At 60.5% G+C, this 15175-nt stretch carries 15 protein-coding genes; 6 read left to right on the top strand and 9 right to left on the bottom strand.

Features of this window, described 5'->3' with window-relative positions; all coding sequences use genetic code 11:
- Positions 1-158 precede the first annotated feature (158 nt).
- Positions 159-632, top strand: a complete 474-nt coding sequence (locus AC07VG_RS18545; protein ID WP_495021663.1) for a type II toxin-antitoxin system MqsA family antitoxin — start codon at positions 159-161, stop codon at positions 630-632.
- 66 nt (positions 633-698) lie between these two features.
- Here the strand turns inward: AC07VG_RS18545 and AC07VG_RS18540 are convergent, their stop codons facing one another.
- The 4 genes from AC07VG_RS18540 to AC07VG_RS18525 all read right to left on the bottom strand — a co-directional run bounded on the left by AC07VG_RS18540 (position 699) and on the right by AC07VG_RS18525 (position 4861).
- Entirely contained in the window at positions 699-1463 is a 765-nt protein-coding gene (locus AC07VG_RS18540; RefSeq protein WP_494999295.1) for an amino acid ABC transporter ATP-binding protein, read from the bottom strand.
- Positions 1464-1473: 10 nt separating this feature from the next.
- Positions 1474-2571, bottom strand: coding sequence for an amino acid ABC transporter permease (locus AC07VG_RS18535; RefSeq protein ID WP_495021662.1), 1098 nt, complete (start codon positions 2569-2571; stop codon positions 1474-1476).
- Positions 2572-2581: 10 nt separating this feature from the next.
- Positions 2582-3763, bottom strand: coding sequence for an amino acid ABC transporter permease (locus tag AC07VG_RS18530; protein WP_494999293.1), 1182 nt, complete (start codon positions 3761-3763; stop codon positions 2582-2584).
- 66 nt (positions 3764-3829) lie between these two features.
- Positions 3830-4861 carry an amino acid ABC transporter substrate-binding protein gene (locus tag AC07VG_RS18525; protein ID WP_218223666.1) on the bottom strand — a complete coding sequence of 344 codons (1032 nt, stop codon included), beginning with the start codon at positions 4859-4861 and terminating at the stop codon, positions 3830-3832.
- Between the two features lie 480 nt (positions 4862-5341).
- Between AC07VG_RS18525 and AC07VG_RS18520 the strand changes: the two genes are divergently transcribed.
- From AC07VG_RS18520 to AC07VG_RS18500, 5 genes are all read left to right on the top strand, one after another.
- The gene (locus AC07VG_RS18520) at positions 5342-5998 is read left to right on the top strand and encodes an alpha/beta hydrolase (protein ID WP_494999292.1); all 657 of its coding nucleotides are present in this window, start codon (positions 5342-5344) and stop codon (positions 5996-5998) included.
- 76 nt (positions 5999-6074) lie between these two features.
- Entirely contained in the window at positions 6075-7553 is a 1479-nt protein-coding gene (gene rhlB, locus AC07VG_RS18515) for an ATP-dependent RNA helicase RhlB (RefSeq protein ID WP_494999291.1), read from the top strand.
- A gap of 140 nt (positions 7554-7693) precedes the next feature.
- Complete coding sequence (locus tag AC07VG_RS18510) at positions 7694-8644, top strand: ornithine cyclodeaminase family protein (RefSeq protein ID WP_495021661.1); 951 nt, start codon at positions 7694-7696, stop codon at positions 8642-8644.
- Between the two features lie 295 nt (positions 8645-8939).
- The gene (locus AC07VG_RS18505; RefSeq protein ID WP_494999289.1) at positions 8940-10067 is read left to right on the top strand and encodes an NAD(P)/FAD-dependent oxidoreductase; all 1128 of its coding nucleotides are present in this window, start codon (positions 8940-8942) and stop codon (positions 10065-10067) included.
- 164 nt (positions 10068-10231) lie between these two features.
- Entirely contained in the window at positions 10232-10861 is a 630-nt protein-coding gene (locus AC07VG_RS18500; protein ID WP_494999288.1) for a helix-turn-helix transcriptional regulator, read from the top strand.
- 147 nt (positions 10862-11008) lie between these two features.
- On the opposite strand, the gene AC07VG_RS18495 is transcribed toward AC07VG_RS18500, so the two are convergent.
- From AC07VG_RS18495 to AC07VG_RS18475, 5 genes are all read right to left on the bottom strand, one after another.
- Positions 11009-11785 carry an ABC transporter substrate-binding protein gene (locus tag AC07VG_RS18495; protein WP_494999287.1) on the bottom strand — a complete coding sequence of 259 codons (777 nt, stop codon included), beginning with the start codon at positions 11783-11785 and terminating at the stop codon, positions 11009-11011.
- 353 nt (positions 11786-12138) lie between these two features.
- The gene (gene moaE, locus AC07VG_RS18490; RefSeq protein ID WP_494999286.1) at positions 12139-12588 is read right to left on the bottom strand and encodes a molybdopterin synthase catalytic subunit MoaE; all 450 of its coding nucleotides are present in this window, start codon (positions 12586-12588) and stop codon (positions 12139-12141) included.
- Between the two features lies 1 nt (position 12589).
- Positions 12590-12832 (bottom strand): MoaD/ThiS family protein, encoded by a 243-nt coding sequence (locus tag AC07VG_RS18485; RefSeq protein WP_494999285.1) that lies wholly within the window; start codon positions 12830-12832, stop codon positions 12590-12592.
- On the bottom strand, positions 12829-13302 hold the full coding sequence (gene moaC / locus AC07VG_RS18480; protein ID WP_494999284.1) for a cyclic pyranopterin monophosphate synthase MoaC: 474 nt from the start codon (positions 13300-13302) through the stop codon (positions 12829-12831). The genes AC07VG_RS18485 and moaC overlap by 4 nt, the downstream gene beginning before the upstream one ends.
- A gap of 251 nt (positions 13303-13553) precedes the next feature.
- The gene (locus tag AC07VG_RS18475) at positions 13554-14948 is read right to left on the bottom strand and encodes a PhoH family protein (RefSeq protein ID WP_494999283.1); all 1395 of its coding nucleotides are present in this window, start codon (positions 14946-14948) and stop codon (positions 13554-13556) included.
- Positions 14949-15175 lie beyond the last annotated feature (227 nt).

The raw sequence follows: 15175 nt of genomic DNA, 5'->3' as shown, positions 1-15175 counted from the left end.
CTGCGAGTTCAAGAACCAACATTTCCTACAGGAGATGGAGAAGTCGTCGCCTATCTAAAAATTACCCTTTAAGGGTAGTTTTAAGCTCTGCTATATCAAAAGTGAGCTACCGCCCTGCCGGCGGACCTCCGGTGATCTCTTTCCAAGGAGAGTGAGTCATGAAACAACAGGACTGCGTCAGCTGCGGCATGCACAACACCATGCATTGGTTTGAAGATCGGGACTTCGAGGTCGACTTCAAAGCATTGAAAAAATCGGTCCTGGGGTTGTCGGGCTGGCAGTGCCAAGCCTGCTCGGAGATCGAGCTTGATCCTGAAAGTGCCCAGCGTTATTCAGAGGCAAGCGATGAGCTTATCTACCAGTCGAGGCGAGAAGTCGCCAACGAGATGAAGCGAATCCGCCGTAAACTTCACTTCACCCAACGTACGGCGGTGGAGCTGCTGTCGGGCGGTGGACACAATGCATTTTCACGTTATGAAAGATCGGAAATCGATCCACCAAAGCCCTTGTTCGTACTGATGCATCTCCTGGACCGGCACCCTGAACTGGTCGAAGACATCAAAAGCATCAGCGAAGGCAAGATGCCCTGGCATCCGCCAAGCGCCAGAAAAGGAAAGCACTCGCTCACCTGATCGATAAAAACCCAGGCAAAAAAAAAACCCGGACCAGGTCCGGGTTTTTCATTCAACGCCAGCCGATCAATGCAGGATCTGGCTCAGGAACATCTTGGTCCGATCGTTCTGCGGGTTGTCGAAGAAGTCGTTCGGCGCCGCCTGTTCGACGATTTCGCCCTTGTCCATGAAGATCACGCGGTTCGCCACGGTGCGGGCGAAGCCCATTTCGTGGGTGACGCACAACATGGTCATGCCGTCTTCGGCCAGGCCAATCATGGTGTCCAGAACCTCTTTCACCATTTCCGGGTCGAGCGCCGAGGTCGGTTCGTCGAACAGCATGATTTTCGGCTTCATGCACAAGGCACGGGCAATCGCCACACGCTGCTGCTGACCACCGGACAACTGCCCCGGGAACTTATGAGCCTGCTCCGGAATACGCACACGCTCCAGGTAGTGCATGGCGATTTCTTCCGCCTGGCGCTTGGGCATCTTGCGCACCCACATCGGCGCCAGGGTGCAGTTCTGCAGGATGGACAGGTGCGGGAACAGGTTGAAGTGCTGGAACACCATGCCGACTTCACGACGGATCGCTTCAATCTGCTTGAGGTCGTTGGTCAGCTCCACGCCATCGACCACGATGCGGCCCTGCTGGTGCTCTTCCAGACGGTTGAGGCAGCGGATGGTGGTTGACTTGCCCGAACCCGACGGGCCGCAGAGGACGATACGCTCGCCCTGCTTGACGTTCAGGTTGATGTCTTTCAACACGTGGAACTGGCCGTACCACTTGTTCACGCCCTGCATCTGAATAATGCCTTCAGGACCCACAGGCTGTTTGATCGCTTGACTCATGACAAAACTCCTAACGCTTGTGGCCTGTGTCCAGCTTGCGTTCCAAATGCATGGAATAGCGGGACATACCAAAACAGAAAATCCAGAACACCAAGGCGGCGAACACGTAGCCTTCGGTGGCCATGCCCAGCCATTTCGGGTCGGCGGCGGCTTGCTTGACGCTGTTGAGCAGGTCGAACAGGCCGATGATGATCACCAGGCTGGTGTCCTTGAACAACGCAATCACGGTGTTGACGATGCCGGGGATCACCAGCTTCAAGGCTTGCGGCAGAATCACCAGGCCCATGGCGCGCCAGTAACCCAGGCCCATGGCGGCAGCCGCCTCGTACTGGCCCTTGGGAATGGCTTGCAGGCCACCGCGAACCACTTCGGCGACATAGGCCGACTGGAACAGGATCACGCCGATCAGCGCCCGCAGCAGCTTGTCGAAGTTCATGCCTTCAGGCAGGAACAACGGCAGCATCACCGAGGACATGAACAGTACGGTGATCAACGGCACGCCACGCCAGAACTCGATGAAGGTCACGCAGACCACCTTCACCGCCGGCATGTTCGAACGCCGTCCCAGCGCCAGCAGGATCCCCAGCGGCAAGGCCCCGGCGATACCGACGGTGGCGATGACCAGGGTCAGCATCAGACCGCCCCATTCGGTGGTGGCGACGCTCTCCAGGCCCAAGTAACCGCCACGCAACAGGGTGAAGGCGATGATCGGGTACAGCACCAGGAAGCTCAGGCCGTAGATCGCCTTGCGCGGAACGCGCGGGATGAACAACGGCGCCACGCCGAGTATCGCCAGCCACACGGTCAGGTCCACGCGCCAACGCAGCACGGGCGGGTAGTAGCCATACATGAACTGGCCGAAACGTTGCTGGATGAACACCCAGCAGGCGCCGCTCTTGGTGCAGTCGGCGCGAGTGGTGCCAACCCAGTTGGCGTCCAGGAAGGCCCAGTGCAGCAGCGGCGGGACGATCAGGTAGATCAGGTAGAAGGCGAACAGGGTCAGCAGCGTATTCAGCCAGCTGGAGAACATGTTGGCGCGCATCCACGCGACCACGCCGATACTGCTGCTCGGCGGTGGCATGTCGGGTTTGAAAATATGCGAACTCATGGGCGTTTCCTCACCGCTCGATCAGCGCAATGCGCTTGTTGTACCAGTTCATCAGCAGGGAAATGCTGATACTGATCGCCAGGTACACGCTCATGGTGATGGCAATGACTTCGATGGCCTGCCCGGTCTGGTTCAGCACCGTACCGGCAAACAACGAAACCATTTCCGGGTAACCGATACCGGCGGCCAGGGACGAGTTCTTCGCCAGGTTCAGGTATTGGCTGGTCAGCGGTGGAATGATCACGCGCAGGGCTTGCGGGATGATCACCTTGCGCAGGGTCGGACCGTTGCGCAGGCCCAGGGAGCGCGCCGCTTCGGTCTGGCCATGGCTGACCGACTTGATGCCCGAGCGCACGATCTCGGCGATAAACGCCGCGGTGTACACCGTCAGGGCCAGGGTCAAGGCCAGCAATTCAGGGATCAATACCCAACCGCCGACGAAGTTGAACCCTTGTAGCTGAGGCATTTCCCAGTGCACGGGCGCGCCGAAGATCAGGGCGCACAACGCCGGGATCACCAGGAACAACGCCAGGCCGACCCAGAACTTGTGGAACGGTACGCCGGTTTCTTCGAAACGCTTGGTCGCCCAGCGGCTCATCAGCACGATCGCCACAATGGCCAGCACGACGCTGATCACGAACGGCCAGAAACCGTCGGAGGCAATCGCCGCCGGCATGTTCAGGCCACGGCTGCTGACGAAGAAGGTGTCGCCGAAGTTATGGCTGTTGCGCGGTCCCGGCATGGTCAGGAACACCGCGAAGTACCAGAACAGGATCTGCAACAACGGCGGGATGTTACGGAACACCTCGATGTAGACGGTGGCCAGCTTGTTGAGCACCCAGTTCGACGACAGTCGCGACACACCGATGATGAATCCGAGCAGGGTTGCCAGGATGACGCCGATGAACGTGACCAGCAGGGTATTGAGCAGACCGATGACGAATACACGCGAATAGGTGTCCGACTCGGTGTAGTCGATCAGGTGCTGGGCGATGCCGAAACCGGCACTGCGTTCAAGAAAGCCGAAACCCGAGGTAATGCCCCGGTGTTGCAGGTTGGTCTGGGTGTTATGAAACAGATACCAGCCCAACGAGACCACCGCGACAATCGTGATGATCTGAAATAGCCACGCACGCACTTTGGGGTCGCTGAGACTGAGTCTCTGCTTGGGTGCGCCGATTTTATTTTGCATGTAGTGCCCCAGGAAAAACGGAACAAGAACATCGCCCGGCAGTTGGCCTGCCGGGCGATAGGTCAATCAGCGCACAGGAGGTGCGTATTGAATGCCGCCCTTGGTCCACAGAGCGTTCAGGCCGCGGTCGATTTCCAGCGGAGTGCTCTTGCCGAGGTTTTTCTCGAAGATCTCGCCGTAGTTACCGACCTGGGAAACGATCTTGACGACCCAATCCTTCGGCAGTTTCAGGTCCTTGCCGTATTCGCCGTCGCCACCCAGCAGACGAGCAACGTCCGGGTTCTTGGTCGACTTGGCTTCTTCCAGGACGTTTTTCGAAGTGATACCGGCTTCTTCGGTGTTGAGCAGCGCGTAGCCAACCCAACGAACGATCTTGGTCCACTCTTCGTCGCCGTTACGCACCACTGGGCCCAGAGGCTCCTTGGAGATGGTTTCTGGCAGAACGACGTAGTCTTTCGGCGAAGCCAGCTTGCTGCGCTGGGCGAACAGCTGGGATTTGTCCGAGGTCAGTACGTCGCAACGACCGGATTCCAGCGACTTGGCGCTTTCGTCGGAGGTGTCGAAGGTGATCGGGGTGTACTTCAGGCCATTGGCGCGGAAGTAGTCGGACACGTTCAGCTCGGTGGTGGTACCGGCCTGGATACAGATGGTCGCGCCATCCAGTTCCTTGGCACTTTTCACGCCCAGTTTGGTGTTGGCCAGGAAGCCGACGCCATCGTAGTAGGTGATGAAGCCAGGGAAGATCAGACCCATGCCGGCGTCACGGGAGCTGGTCATGGTGGTGTTACGCGACAGGATGTCGATTTCGCCCGACTGCAGCGCGGTGAAGCGCTCCTTGGCGTTCAACTGGCTGAACTTGACCTTGGTCGCGTCGCCGAATACGGCAGCGGCCACGGCACGGCAGACGTCAGCGTCGATACCGACGATCTTGCCGGAAGCATCAGGCACCGAGAAGCCCGGCAAGCCGTCACTCACGCCACACTGAACAAAACCCTTCTTCTGTACGGCATCCAGGGTAGCGCCCGCTTGCGCGAAACCGCTGACGCCCAGTACGACGGCTGCAGTCACGACTGCCAGGGTGGATTTCAACATCTTCATTCAAACCTCCAGTTGCTCTTGTTGTGTCGGAGCTAGAGTCTAGCCGCACCCTTATGAGGCGTTGTTAACCCGTGCTGGCTTTTTTTTGGGTCAAGCGGCTAAAGACTTGAGCTATGAGTTTAGTAGGAGAACATCTCCCGTCTGTAAAACTCACCGCCCACCAAATTGGCCGAACGGGCATCAGCCCTTTCCAGATTCGCTAAAGCCCTGCCGGCCCTCGGCGAACGTGAATCAGAACCCGCCGAAACGGATTCATTTGCTATCCCACGGCCAGCGGTAGACTGATAGTGTTACCGCCAGGGGTGAATGCATTCACTCGGTTCTCCCATAGCAAAGCCCGTACCACAGTGGCGGCTAAAGCGATTCAGCCACAGGTCAATAGAAAAACGGTCAACAACGCGACATTTTATTAACGAATCCACTCGTTACGCACCATCACCGCGCACACATCTGGAGCGCACGCACACTAATGGAGCACATATGACTGAACCGCTGATCATTCACCCCGCCAAGACCGCGGACGCCTGTGTTATCTGGCTTCACGGGCTGGGGGCCGACCGTTATGACTTCCTGCCGGTGGCCGAGGCGCTGCAGGAGAGCCTGACGAGCACACGCTTCGTTCTGCCGCAGGCGCCGACCCGCGCCGTGACCATCAATGGCGGCTACGCCATGCCCAGCTGGTACGACATCAAGGCCATGAGCCCGGCGCGTTCGATCAGCTTCGAAGAGCTTGAAGAATCGGCGGCGACCGTCATAGAACTGCTGGAAGCCCAGCGGGCCGCGGGTATCGACCCATCGCGGATCTTTCTCGCGGGCTTTTCCCAGGGCGGCGCCGTGGTGCTGCACACCGCCTACCTGAAGTGGCAAGGTGCCCTCGGCGGCGTCCTGGCGCTCTCGACCTACGCCCCGACCTTCAGCGATGCACTGCAACTTTCCGCCAGCCAACAGCGAATTCCAGCCCTCTGCCTGCATGGCCACTATGACGAGGTGGTCCAGAACGCCATGGGTCGGACCGCGTATGAGCACCTCAAGCGCCTTGATGTCACCGTGACATGGCAAGAATACCCAATGGGCCACGAAGTGTTACCCGAGGAAATCCAGGACATCGGTACCTGGCTGGCCGCTCGTTTGCGCTGATATCGGTAACGCACTACGCCGCGCCCGATTCTTGCATTACACTGGCCGGCGTACATTCCTTAACCAAATTAACGAGATGACCGTGCTCAAAGCACTCAAAAAAATATTCGGTAAAAGCGAGGCTGAGCAGCTCGCACCAGGCTCCGGCGCCCCAGTCCCAAGCTCCAATAGCCGCGATCACGGCCAAGCAGTGGAGCGCGTCGAGCCTGTCGCCAAACCGAAAGCCCCGGCCGCCATCCCAGAACAGCCCGCTACAGCGGTTGAAGTGCCACGCGCCGAACAGCCGAAAGCCACACCAGCGCGCCGTGAACGAGCGCCGAAGCCACCCGTCAAGCCCTGGAAACTCGAGGACTTCGTCGTCGAGCCAGAGGAAGGCAAGACCCGCTTCCACGACTTCAAACTGTCGCCTGAACTGATGCATGCCATCCAGGACCTCGGTTTCCCCTACTGCACGCCGATTCAGGCGCAGGTCCTGGGCTTTACCCTGGCCGGCAAGGACGCCATCGGTCGCGCCCAGACCGGCACCGGCAAGACCGCCGCCTTCCTGATCTCGATCATCACCCAGCTGTTGCAGACCCCGCCACCGAAAGAGCGCTACATGGGCGAACCGCGGGCGCTGATCATCGCGCCGACCCGCGAGCTGGTGGTGCAGATCGCCAAGGACGCCGCCGACCTGACCAAGTACACCGGCCTCAACGTCATGCAATTTGTCGGCGGCATGGACTTCGACAAGCAGCTCAAGCTGCTTGAAGCCCGGCACTGCGACATCCTGGTAGCGACTCCGGGCCGCCTGCTGGACTTCAACCAGCGCGGCGAAGTGCACCTGGACATGGTCGAAGTCATGGTGCTGGACGAAGCCGACCGCATGCTCGACATGGGCTTTATCCCGCAAGTCCGGCAGATCATCCGCCAGACGCCGCCCAAGAACGAACGCCAGACCCTGCTGTTCTCGGCCACCTTCACCGAAGACGTGATGAACCTGGCCAAGCAATGGACCACCGACCCGTCCATCGTCGAGATCGAAGCGCTGAGCCCGGCCAACGCCAACGTCGAACAGCACGTCTACGCCGTGGCCGGCGCCGACAAGTACAAGCTGCTCTACAACCTGGTCACCGACAATGGCTGGGAACGGGTGATGGTCTTCGCCAACCGCAAGGACGAAGTGCGGCGGATCGAGGAGCGCCTGGTGCGCGACGGCGTCAATGCCGCGCAATTGTCCGGCGACGTGCCGCAGCACAAGCGCATCAAGACCCTGGAAGGTTTCCGCGAAGGCAAGATCCGCGTGCTGGTGGCCACCGACGTGGCCGGACGCGGGATTCATATCGACGGCATCAGCCACGTGATCAACTTCACCCTGCCGGAAGTGCCGGACGACTACGTCCACCGCATCGGCCGGACTGGCCGGGCGGGCGCTGACGGCGTGTCCATCAGCTTCGCTGGCGAAGACGACTCCTACCAGTTGCCAGCGATCGAGACCCTGCTCGGGCACAAGATCAGCTGCGAAATGCCACCCACCGAGTTGTTACGGCCGGTGGTGCGCCAGCGTCCGGCCTGACCGCCCAAACCAAAAACACGCCGCACGACAAAACGTCGCCCGATACCAGGCGGCGTTTTTTTTCGCCCGGCGATTGCTGAAATAAACTAAAAGTCCATAATAGACAAATTAGTTTATTCACAAGTCTTCGGGAGCCCCCCATGTCCGGCCACACCCCCTACGTGATCGACAGCCAGCAGGCGCATCGACTCCTGCAGCAGATCGACGTGCCGCAGATCCTGCACAAGTTGTTCCGCGACCTGGCGGCCGGGCAGGCCGTGCAACCGGCGCAGCAATGGGTGGAGTTCCCGCAAGGTGCCGGCGACTTCATCAACTACCTCGGCGTGCTGGCCGACGATCAGGTCTATGGCGTCAAGACCTCGCCCTACATCGTCGGCGAGCAAGGCCCGCGGGTGACCGCCTGGACCCTGCTGATGTCCATGCATAGCGGCCAGCCGCTGCTGCTCTGCGATGCCGGCGAGCTGACCACCGCACGCACCGCGGCCACCACCGCCGTGGCCGTGGACGCCCTCGCTCCGCTGGACGCCAGGCGCCTGGTCATCGTTGGCAGTGGTCCAGTGGCCCAGGCGCATCTGCACTACACCAAAGGCCTGCGCGACTGGCGGGACATCAGCCTCTACTCGCCCAATATAAATGCCGAAAAGTGCCGGCGCCTGAGCGATATCGAGCCGCGCCTGCGCATCGTCGAGCAGTTGGAGCAAGCCCTGGAGGACGCCGACGTCATCCTGCTCTGCACCTCCTCGGCGACGCCGGTCATGGACCCGAGCCAGTTGCGCAAGCCGGCCCTGATCACCTCCATCAGCACCAACGCCGTACGCGCCCATGAAGTGCCGCCGCAGACCTTGAGCGACATGCAGGTCTACTGCGACTATCGCCAGACCACGCCGGGCGCGGCCGGGGAAATGTTGATTGCCGCCAGCCAGCACGGTTGGAACGCCGGCGAGATTCGCGGCGACCTGGCCGAACTGCTGAGCGGGCAGACGCCACGGCCGACGTATGAGCGTCATGTGTTCTTCCGTTCCATCGGCCTGGGCTTGGAAGACATCGCCCTGGCCAATGCGCTTTATCAGCTGCGCCACAAGGCCAGCTGAACACCGTACCTGTAGGAGCCAGCTTGCTGGCGATCGGGCCAGTCAGTCTTGCCTCGCCTGAACGGCCGCCATCGCCGGCAAGCCGGCTCCTACAGGATTGGAGCCCGACGCAGAATCTGTGGCTGACTAGCTCCTACAGGGATTGTGGCAACAGGATATTTTGCGGTGATACGCGGATTTGTGGGAGCTGGCTTGCCAGCGATGGCGATGTGATATTCACCGCCGCTATCACCGGCAAGCCGGCTCCCACAGGTTTCGTCTATAGCCTTTAGAACTTACCAGCAGGAGGCCTTGAATGAACCAGGCAGACTTCATCATCATCGGCGGCGGCATTGCCGGCGCCTCCACCGGTTTCTGGCTGGCCGAGCACGGCCGGGTCATCGTGCTCGAACGCGAATCGCACCCCGGCTATCACGCCACCGGACGCTCCGCCGCCCTCTACACCGCCGCCTATGGCACGCCGCAGGTGCGGGCCCTGACCCTCGCCAGCCGGGCCTTCTTCGACGCCCCGCCGCCCGGTTTCGCCGAACACCCGTTGCTCACGCCCCGGGGCGAAATGACCGTGGACTTCAGCGGCGACTCGGACGAACTGCAGCGGCAATACCTCAGTGCCAAAGCCAGCGTGCCCGAGATGCAGCTGCTCAGCGCCGACCAGGCCTGTGCCCGCCTGCCGATCCTGCGGCGGGACAAAGTCCACGGCGCGATCTACGACCCCAGCGCCAGCGACATCGACACCGACGCCTTGCACCAGGGTTATCTGCGCGGCATCCGCCGCCAGCAGGGAGAGGTCCACACCGACTGTGAAGTCCTCGGCCTTGAACGTGATGCCGATGGTCTGTGGCAGGTCCGCACGGCCGGGCAAACCTTCCGCGCCAAGGTACTGATCAACGCTGCCGGCGCCTGGGCCGACCAGATCGGCGAACTGGCCGGTGCCCGCCCCCTGGGCCTACAGCCCAAGCGCCGCGCCGCCTTTATCTTCGCGCCGCCCGAAGGCCTGGAAATCCACGCCTGGCCGATGCTGGTCAGCCTCGACGAGTCCTTCTATATGAAGCCGGATGCCGGCATGTTCCTCGGTTCCCCGGCCAACGCCGACCCGGTCGAGCCCCACGACGTACAGCCCGAAGAGCTGGACATCGCCATGGGCATCTACCAGATCGAGGAAGCCACCACCCTGACCATTCGCCGTCCGACCCGCACCTGGGCCGGCCTGCGCAGCTTCGTCAGCGACGGCAACCTGGTCTCCGGTTTCGACCCCCGGGTACCCGGCTTGTTCTGGGTCGCCGCCCAAGGCGGCTATGGCATCCAGACTTCGCCAGCGATGGGCCAGGCCAGCGCGGCGTTGGTGCGTGGCCAGGCCTTGCCCGAGCCTCTCGTGCATTTCGGTCTCGACGCCGCAATGCTCGCCCCTGCCCGTCTCGGGTGACGACTGGCGCTGATTGCGGCACACTCTTTAGTACACCCGTACCTGGGGCATTGCCCTTTCGCCACCAGGTGATCAGGTCAACTTCTTACGAGGTGAACCGATCACCGCACCAGCTGTTTCCTTTGGCTTCCCCCAAGGACGCTGAAGTTGCCTGGAGAACCACCATGACAGCCAAACAGGCCCCCGCCCTGGATAACTTCCGGGCGATTGCCGATGCCATCGCCACACTATTCTTTCCCCATGCCGAGGTGGTGCTGCACGACTTGCGCACGCAGCAGATCGACTACATCGCCAACAACATCTCCAAGCGCGAGATTGGCGATGACGCGGCGCTGGAGGACATGCTTGAGGCGGGTATCGACGAGCGCAATATCGGCCCTTACGAGAAACTCAACTGGGACGGTCAGAAGATTCGCAGTGTCAGCACCGTGCTGCACGACGCCCAGGGCGCACCGTTGGCGGTGCTGTGCATCAACCTGAATATTTCCCTGTTTGAAAGCGCCAGGGCGGCGCTGGACCTGTTCCTCTCACCGAACAAACTGATCCCGCAGCCCGATGCGCTGTTTCGCGATGACTGGCAGGAGCGGATCAACACCTTCCTGCACAGCTGGCTGCGTCAGCGGCAGTTGGGGCTGAACCTGCTGACCCGCGACCACAAGCGCGAACTGGTGCTGGCGTTGCACGCCGAGGGCGCGTTCAAGGGCAAGAGCGCGGCCAACTATGTGGCCAACGTGCTGAATATGGGCCGGGCGACGGTGTACAAACACCTGAAGGAATTGAAAGCCGAGGTTTGAGCCCCCCCTGTAGGAGCGAGCTTGCTCGCGATGGACATCAACGATGACGCAGGGTATCTGGAAGCCCGTGGTGTCTGTTCGTTCATCGCGAGCAAGCTCGCTCCTACAGGGAGGTAATACCAGCGTTCGTAATCGGTGCTCCAGCAATCAGTCGCCGTAGATATCCGCTTTGAAGTACTTGCCCTCGATCTTCTGGTACTCGCCGCTGGCGCGAAGCCCGTCGATGGCCCTGTTCAGTTTGCTGACCAACTCACTGTTACCTTTACGCACCGCGATCCCGGCACCCTCGCCCACGTACTTCGGATCCTTCAGCTCCGGTCCGACAAAAGCGTAGCCGGCACCGCGCGGCATCGAGAGGAAATCGTCCAGGGGAATGGTGTCGGCAAAGATCGCGTCCAAGCGCCCGGACGCCAGGTCCATGTAGATTTCTTCGTTATTGCTGTAACGCATCACCTTGATGCCCAGCGGCTCGAAGACTTCCGTGGCATAACGGTCGGTGGTGGTCGAGCGCTGCACACCGATAGTCTTGCCCTTGAGGCTGGCGTACTGGTCATCCACCACCGCCCCCTTCTTCATCACCAGACGCGAGGAGGTGAAGTAATACTTATGGGTGAAATCCACTGACTTCTTGCGTTCGTCAGTGATGGTCATGGACGACAGCGCCGCGTCGATTTTCTTGACCTTCAAGGCCGGGATCAAGCCGTCGAACTCGCCTTCGATCCACTCACACTTGACCTTCATCTGCGCGCACAGGGCATTGCCGATGTCGTAGTCGAAACCGACGATGGTGCCTTCGGAGGTTTTCGAAGCAAAGGGCGGGTAAGCCGCCTCGATACCAATACGCAAGGTCGGCTCGGCGGCAAACGCAGTGCTGCCGGCCAACAGGCTCATGGCCAGACCGCCGATCAGGGTGAACTTCTTCATGCTGGAACTCCCGCTCTTTTATTTGAGGTGTTGTGGCAAGACAGTAGGAAAGAAGACGATGGCGCTAATTTGTACTTATTAGTCTATCGTGGACTTATAAGTACAAATCGTCAATAAGCAAATGCCTGCGCACGGTCAGAAAGCCAGGCACCGATGAATGTTGAAGGTGAGGGGTTTGTAGGCGATGAGGCCCGCCACTCCTGCAGCGCCGGCACCGACGCCATCGCTGGCAAGCCAGACTCCTACAGGGTCGGGGCCGTAGGCAAAATCTGTGTTCGACATTCGTACTAATGTGGGAGCCGGCTTGCCGGCGATGGGGACCGGAAGCCTTGCGCGGATCAAACGGCAAACTACTACTTCCAGCGCTCCGCGGCTGTCTGGTCGCTGGCGCGACCTTCGACCCAGTGCGGGCCCTCGGCGGTGTTTTCCTTTTTCCAGAACGGGGCCTGGGTTTTCAGGTAGTCCATGACGAAATTGCAGGCATCGAACGCGGCCTGACGATGGGCGCTGGTCACCCCGACAAACACGATGGGCTCACCCGGCTCCAGGGCGCCGACCCGGTGCAGCACTTCCAGTCCGAGCAACGGCCAGCGCTCCCGGGCTTGCGCGACGATCTTGCCGAGGGCCTTTTCGGTCATTCCCGGATAATGCTCAAGGAACATCCCCGCCACTGCATGCCCGTCATTGAAATCGCGCACGTAGCCGACAAAACTCACTACCGCACCGATTCCCAGGTTGGCGGCGTGCAAGGCATTCACCTCAGCCCCCGGATCGAATGCCTGCACCTGTACGCGAATCGCCATCTCAGCCTCCGGTCACCGTAGGGAAAAACGCCACTTCGTCGCCATCGAGCAGTGGCTCGGTCAACGAACAGAGGTCCTCATTACGGGCGCACATCAGGTTCTGTTCGCCGAGCACTTGCGTGCCCTCGCGCAGCAGCAGGAACTGGCGGACAGCCTCGACGCTGGCGAAATCCCCCTCCAGCGCCAACTCATCCACCCCGAGCGCTTCGCGGTAACGGGCAAAGAACTTCACCACGATCTTCATGGCGCATCCGCCAGGTAGTGGCCGCTCTTGCCGCCGAGCTTTTCCAGCAGGCAGACGTTTTCGATGATCATGCCGCGATCCACCGCCTTGCACATGTCATAGATCGTCAGCGCCGCGACACTGGCCGCGGTCAGCGCTTCCATCTCCACGCCGGTCTGCCCGGACAGCTTGCAGCGCGCGACGATGCGCACGGCATCCTCGCCATCGGCATTCAGCTCGACCTTGATACTGGTGAGCATCAGCGGATGACACAGGGGAATCAGCTCGGAGGTTTTCTTCGCCGCCTGGATACCGGCGATCCGCGCCACGGCGAACACATCGCCCTTGGGGTGGCCACCGCTGACAATCATTTGCAGGGTCTCCGGCAACATACGCACGCGGGCCTGGGCTACCGCCTCGCGGAAAGTCACGGCCTTGTCGGTGACGTCGACCATATTGGCACGGCCTTGGGAATCGAGATGAGTCAGCACAGCGATACTCCTGATCAGGAGCGTCGATTGTAAACCTGCAGGTCAGTTTTACGCGACCACCGCAAAATATGTGCTGGCCCGCGGATTTATTGTAGGCGCTGGCTTGCCGGCGATGGCGTCCGAATGGACAACACCTGGCTCAAGGGCCCCATCGCTGGCAAGCCAGCTCCTACAGGGACAGTGACAGCCGCAATATTGGGCGCTGACATAAAAAGGGCGGCCCGCCTGGCCGCCCTTGGTTGTGGATAAGCTTACAGGTGGGATTCGGCGTATTCGGCCAGGATCGAACGTGGCACGCCCTGCAGGGTGATGTGCACGCCGTTCGGGAAGTCCTTGAAGCGCTCGGTCAGGTAGGTCAGCCCGGAGCTGGTCGCGGACAGGTAAGGGGTGTCGATCTGTGCCAGGTTGCCCAGGCACACCACTTTGGAACCGGCACCGGCACGGGTGATGATGGTTTTCATCTGGTGCGGTGTCAGGTTCTGGCACTCATCGATCAGGATCAGGCTCTGCTGGAAGCTGCGCCCGCGGATGTAGTTCAGGGACTTGAACTGCAACGGTACCTTGCTGAGGATGTAGTCGACGCTGCCATGGGTGCTTTCGTCATCCATATGCAAGGCTTCGAGGTTGTCGGTGATCGCCCCCAGCCAAGGCTCCATCTTCTCCGCCTCGGTGCCGGGCAGAAAGCCGATCTCCTGGTCCAGGCCCTGCACGCTGCGGGTCGCGATAATGCGCCGGTAGCGCTTGCTGACCATGGTCTGTTCGATGGCGGCGGCCAGGGCCAGGATGGTTTTCCCGGAACCGGCGGCGCCGGTCAGGTTAACCAGATGGATGTCCGGATCGAGCAAGGCGAACAGCGCCAGGCTCTGGTAGATGTCACGCGGTTTCAGGCCCCAGGCTTCCTGGTGCAACAGGGGTTCCTGATGCAGATCGAGAATCACCAGCACATCGGCGCGGATTTCCTTGACCCAGCCGACAAAGCCCTGTTCGTCGATGATGAATTCGTTGACGTGTACCGCCGGCAGGTTGTCGGTCAATTGCACCTGGTGCCAGGTGCGGCCATGGTCCTGGCGGGTCTCGACCTTGCTGACACGATCCCAGAACGAACCTTTGACGTCGTGATAACCGTTGGGCAGCAAGGACACGTCGTCGACCAGTTGGTCGGTGCTGTAGTCCTCGGCCGCGATCCCGCAGGCGCGCGCCTTGAGGCGCATGTTGATGTCCTTGGTCACCAGGACCAGGCGCAGGTCCTTGTCCCGCGCATGCAGATCGATCAACTGGTTGATGATGATGTTGTCGTTCAGGTGTTCGGGCAGCACCAGGTTCGGTTCGTGGCGCTTGCTCATCAGGATCGACAGCAGGCCCTTGGGACCGCTCTTGCCGCGCTGGATCGGGACGCCCAGCTCGACATCCTCGGGGCTGGCGTCGCCCAGGGTCTTGTCGATCAGGCGGATCGCCTGCCGGCATTCGGCGGCGACGCTGTGATGCCCGCCCTTGAGCTTGTCGAGTTCCTCGAGCACGGTCATCGGGATGGCGACATGATGTTCTTCGAAATTGAGTAATGCGTTTGGATCGTGGATCAGTACGTTGGTATCGAGCACGTAAAGGATAGGCAGGTTGGAAGAAGGCGTGCGTCCGTGATCATCCATACTCGGTCACCTTTGTGGGAGCCATTCGACGCAATACCTGGACGGTGCTGCGCCTCGAAGTGACCGCCGAATTCGCCTGTGAAGGGGCAGGCGTTCTGTGCACAAGTAGGGTCTTGTAAGACGCCACCTGTGTTGCAGGTTTCGGCGGTCTGACTCCGTAATACCGCAAAAGACATGACAGAAAAAAGCACTTTGACGTTTTTTTGAAGTTTATTTTTCAGAGTGAC

The sequence above is a fragment of the Pseudomonas sp. GW821-FHT03C07 genome (assembly GCF_059420925.1).
Note: the sequence above shows the minus strand (reverse complement) of the source record. Positions and strands in the feature narration are given on the sequence as shown.

Bases quoted from the DNA above. Each gene is read 5' to 3' on its own strand.
- AC07VG_RS18545 (WP_495021663.1), top strand. From the start codon at position 159: ATGAAACAACAGGACTGCGTCAGCTGCGGCATGCACAACACCATGCAT.
- AC07VG_RS18540 (WP_494999295.1), bottom strand. From the start codon at position 1,463: ATGAGTCAAGCGATCAAACAGCCTGTGGGTCCTGAAGGCATTATTCAG.
- AC07VG_RS18535 (WP_495021662.1), bottom strand. From the start codon at position 2,571: ATGAGTTCGCATATTTTCAAACCCGACATGCCACCGCCGAGCAGCAGT.
- AC07VG_RS18530 (WP_494999293.1), bottom strand. From the start codon at position 3,763: ATGCAAAATAAAATCGGCGCACCCAAGCAGAGACTCAGTCTCAGCGAC.
- AC07VG_RS18525 (WP_218223666.1), bottom strand. From the start codon at position 4,861: ATGAAGATGTTGAAATCCACCCTGGCAGTCGTGACTGCAGCCGTCGTA.
- AC07VG_RS18520 (WP_494999292.1), top strand. From the start codon at position 5,342: ATGACTGAACCGCTGATCATTCACCCCGCCAAGACCGCGGACGCCTGT.
- rhlB (WP_494999291.1), top strand. From the start codon at position 6,075: ATGACCGTGCTCAAAGCACTCAAAAAAATATTCGGTAAAAGCGAGGCT.
- AC07VG_RS18510 (WP_495021661.1), top strand. From the start codon at position 7,694: ATGTCCGGCCACACCCCCTACGTGATCGACAGCCAGCAGGCGCATCGA.
- AC07VG_RS18505 (WP_494999289.1), top strand. From the start codon at position 8,940: ATGAACCAGGCAGACTTCATCATCATCGGCGGCGGCATTGCCGGCGCC.
- AC07VG_RS18500 (WP_494999288.1), top strand. From the start codon at position 10,232: ATGACAGCCAAACAGGCCCCCGCCCTGGATAACTTCCGGGCGATTGCC.
- AC07VG_RS18495 (WP_494999287.1), bottom strand. From the start codon at position 11,785: ATGAAGAAGTTCACCCTGATCGGCGGTCTGGCCATGAGCCTGTTGGCC.
- moaE (WP_494999286.1), bottom strand. From the start codon at position 12,588: ATGGCGATTCGCGTACAGGTGCAGGCATTCGATCCGGGGGCTGAGGTG.
- AC07VG_RS18485 (WP_494999285.1), bottom strand. From the start codon at position 12,832: ATGAAGATCGTGGTGAAGTTCTTTGCCCGTTACCGCGAAGCGCTCGGG.
- AC07VG_RS18475 (WP_494999283.1), bottom strand. From the start codon at position 14,948: ATGGATGATCACGGACGCACGCCTTCTTCCAACCTGCCTATCCTTTAC.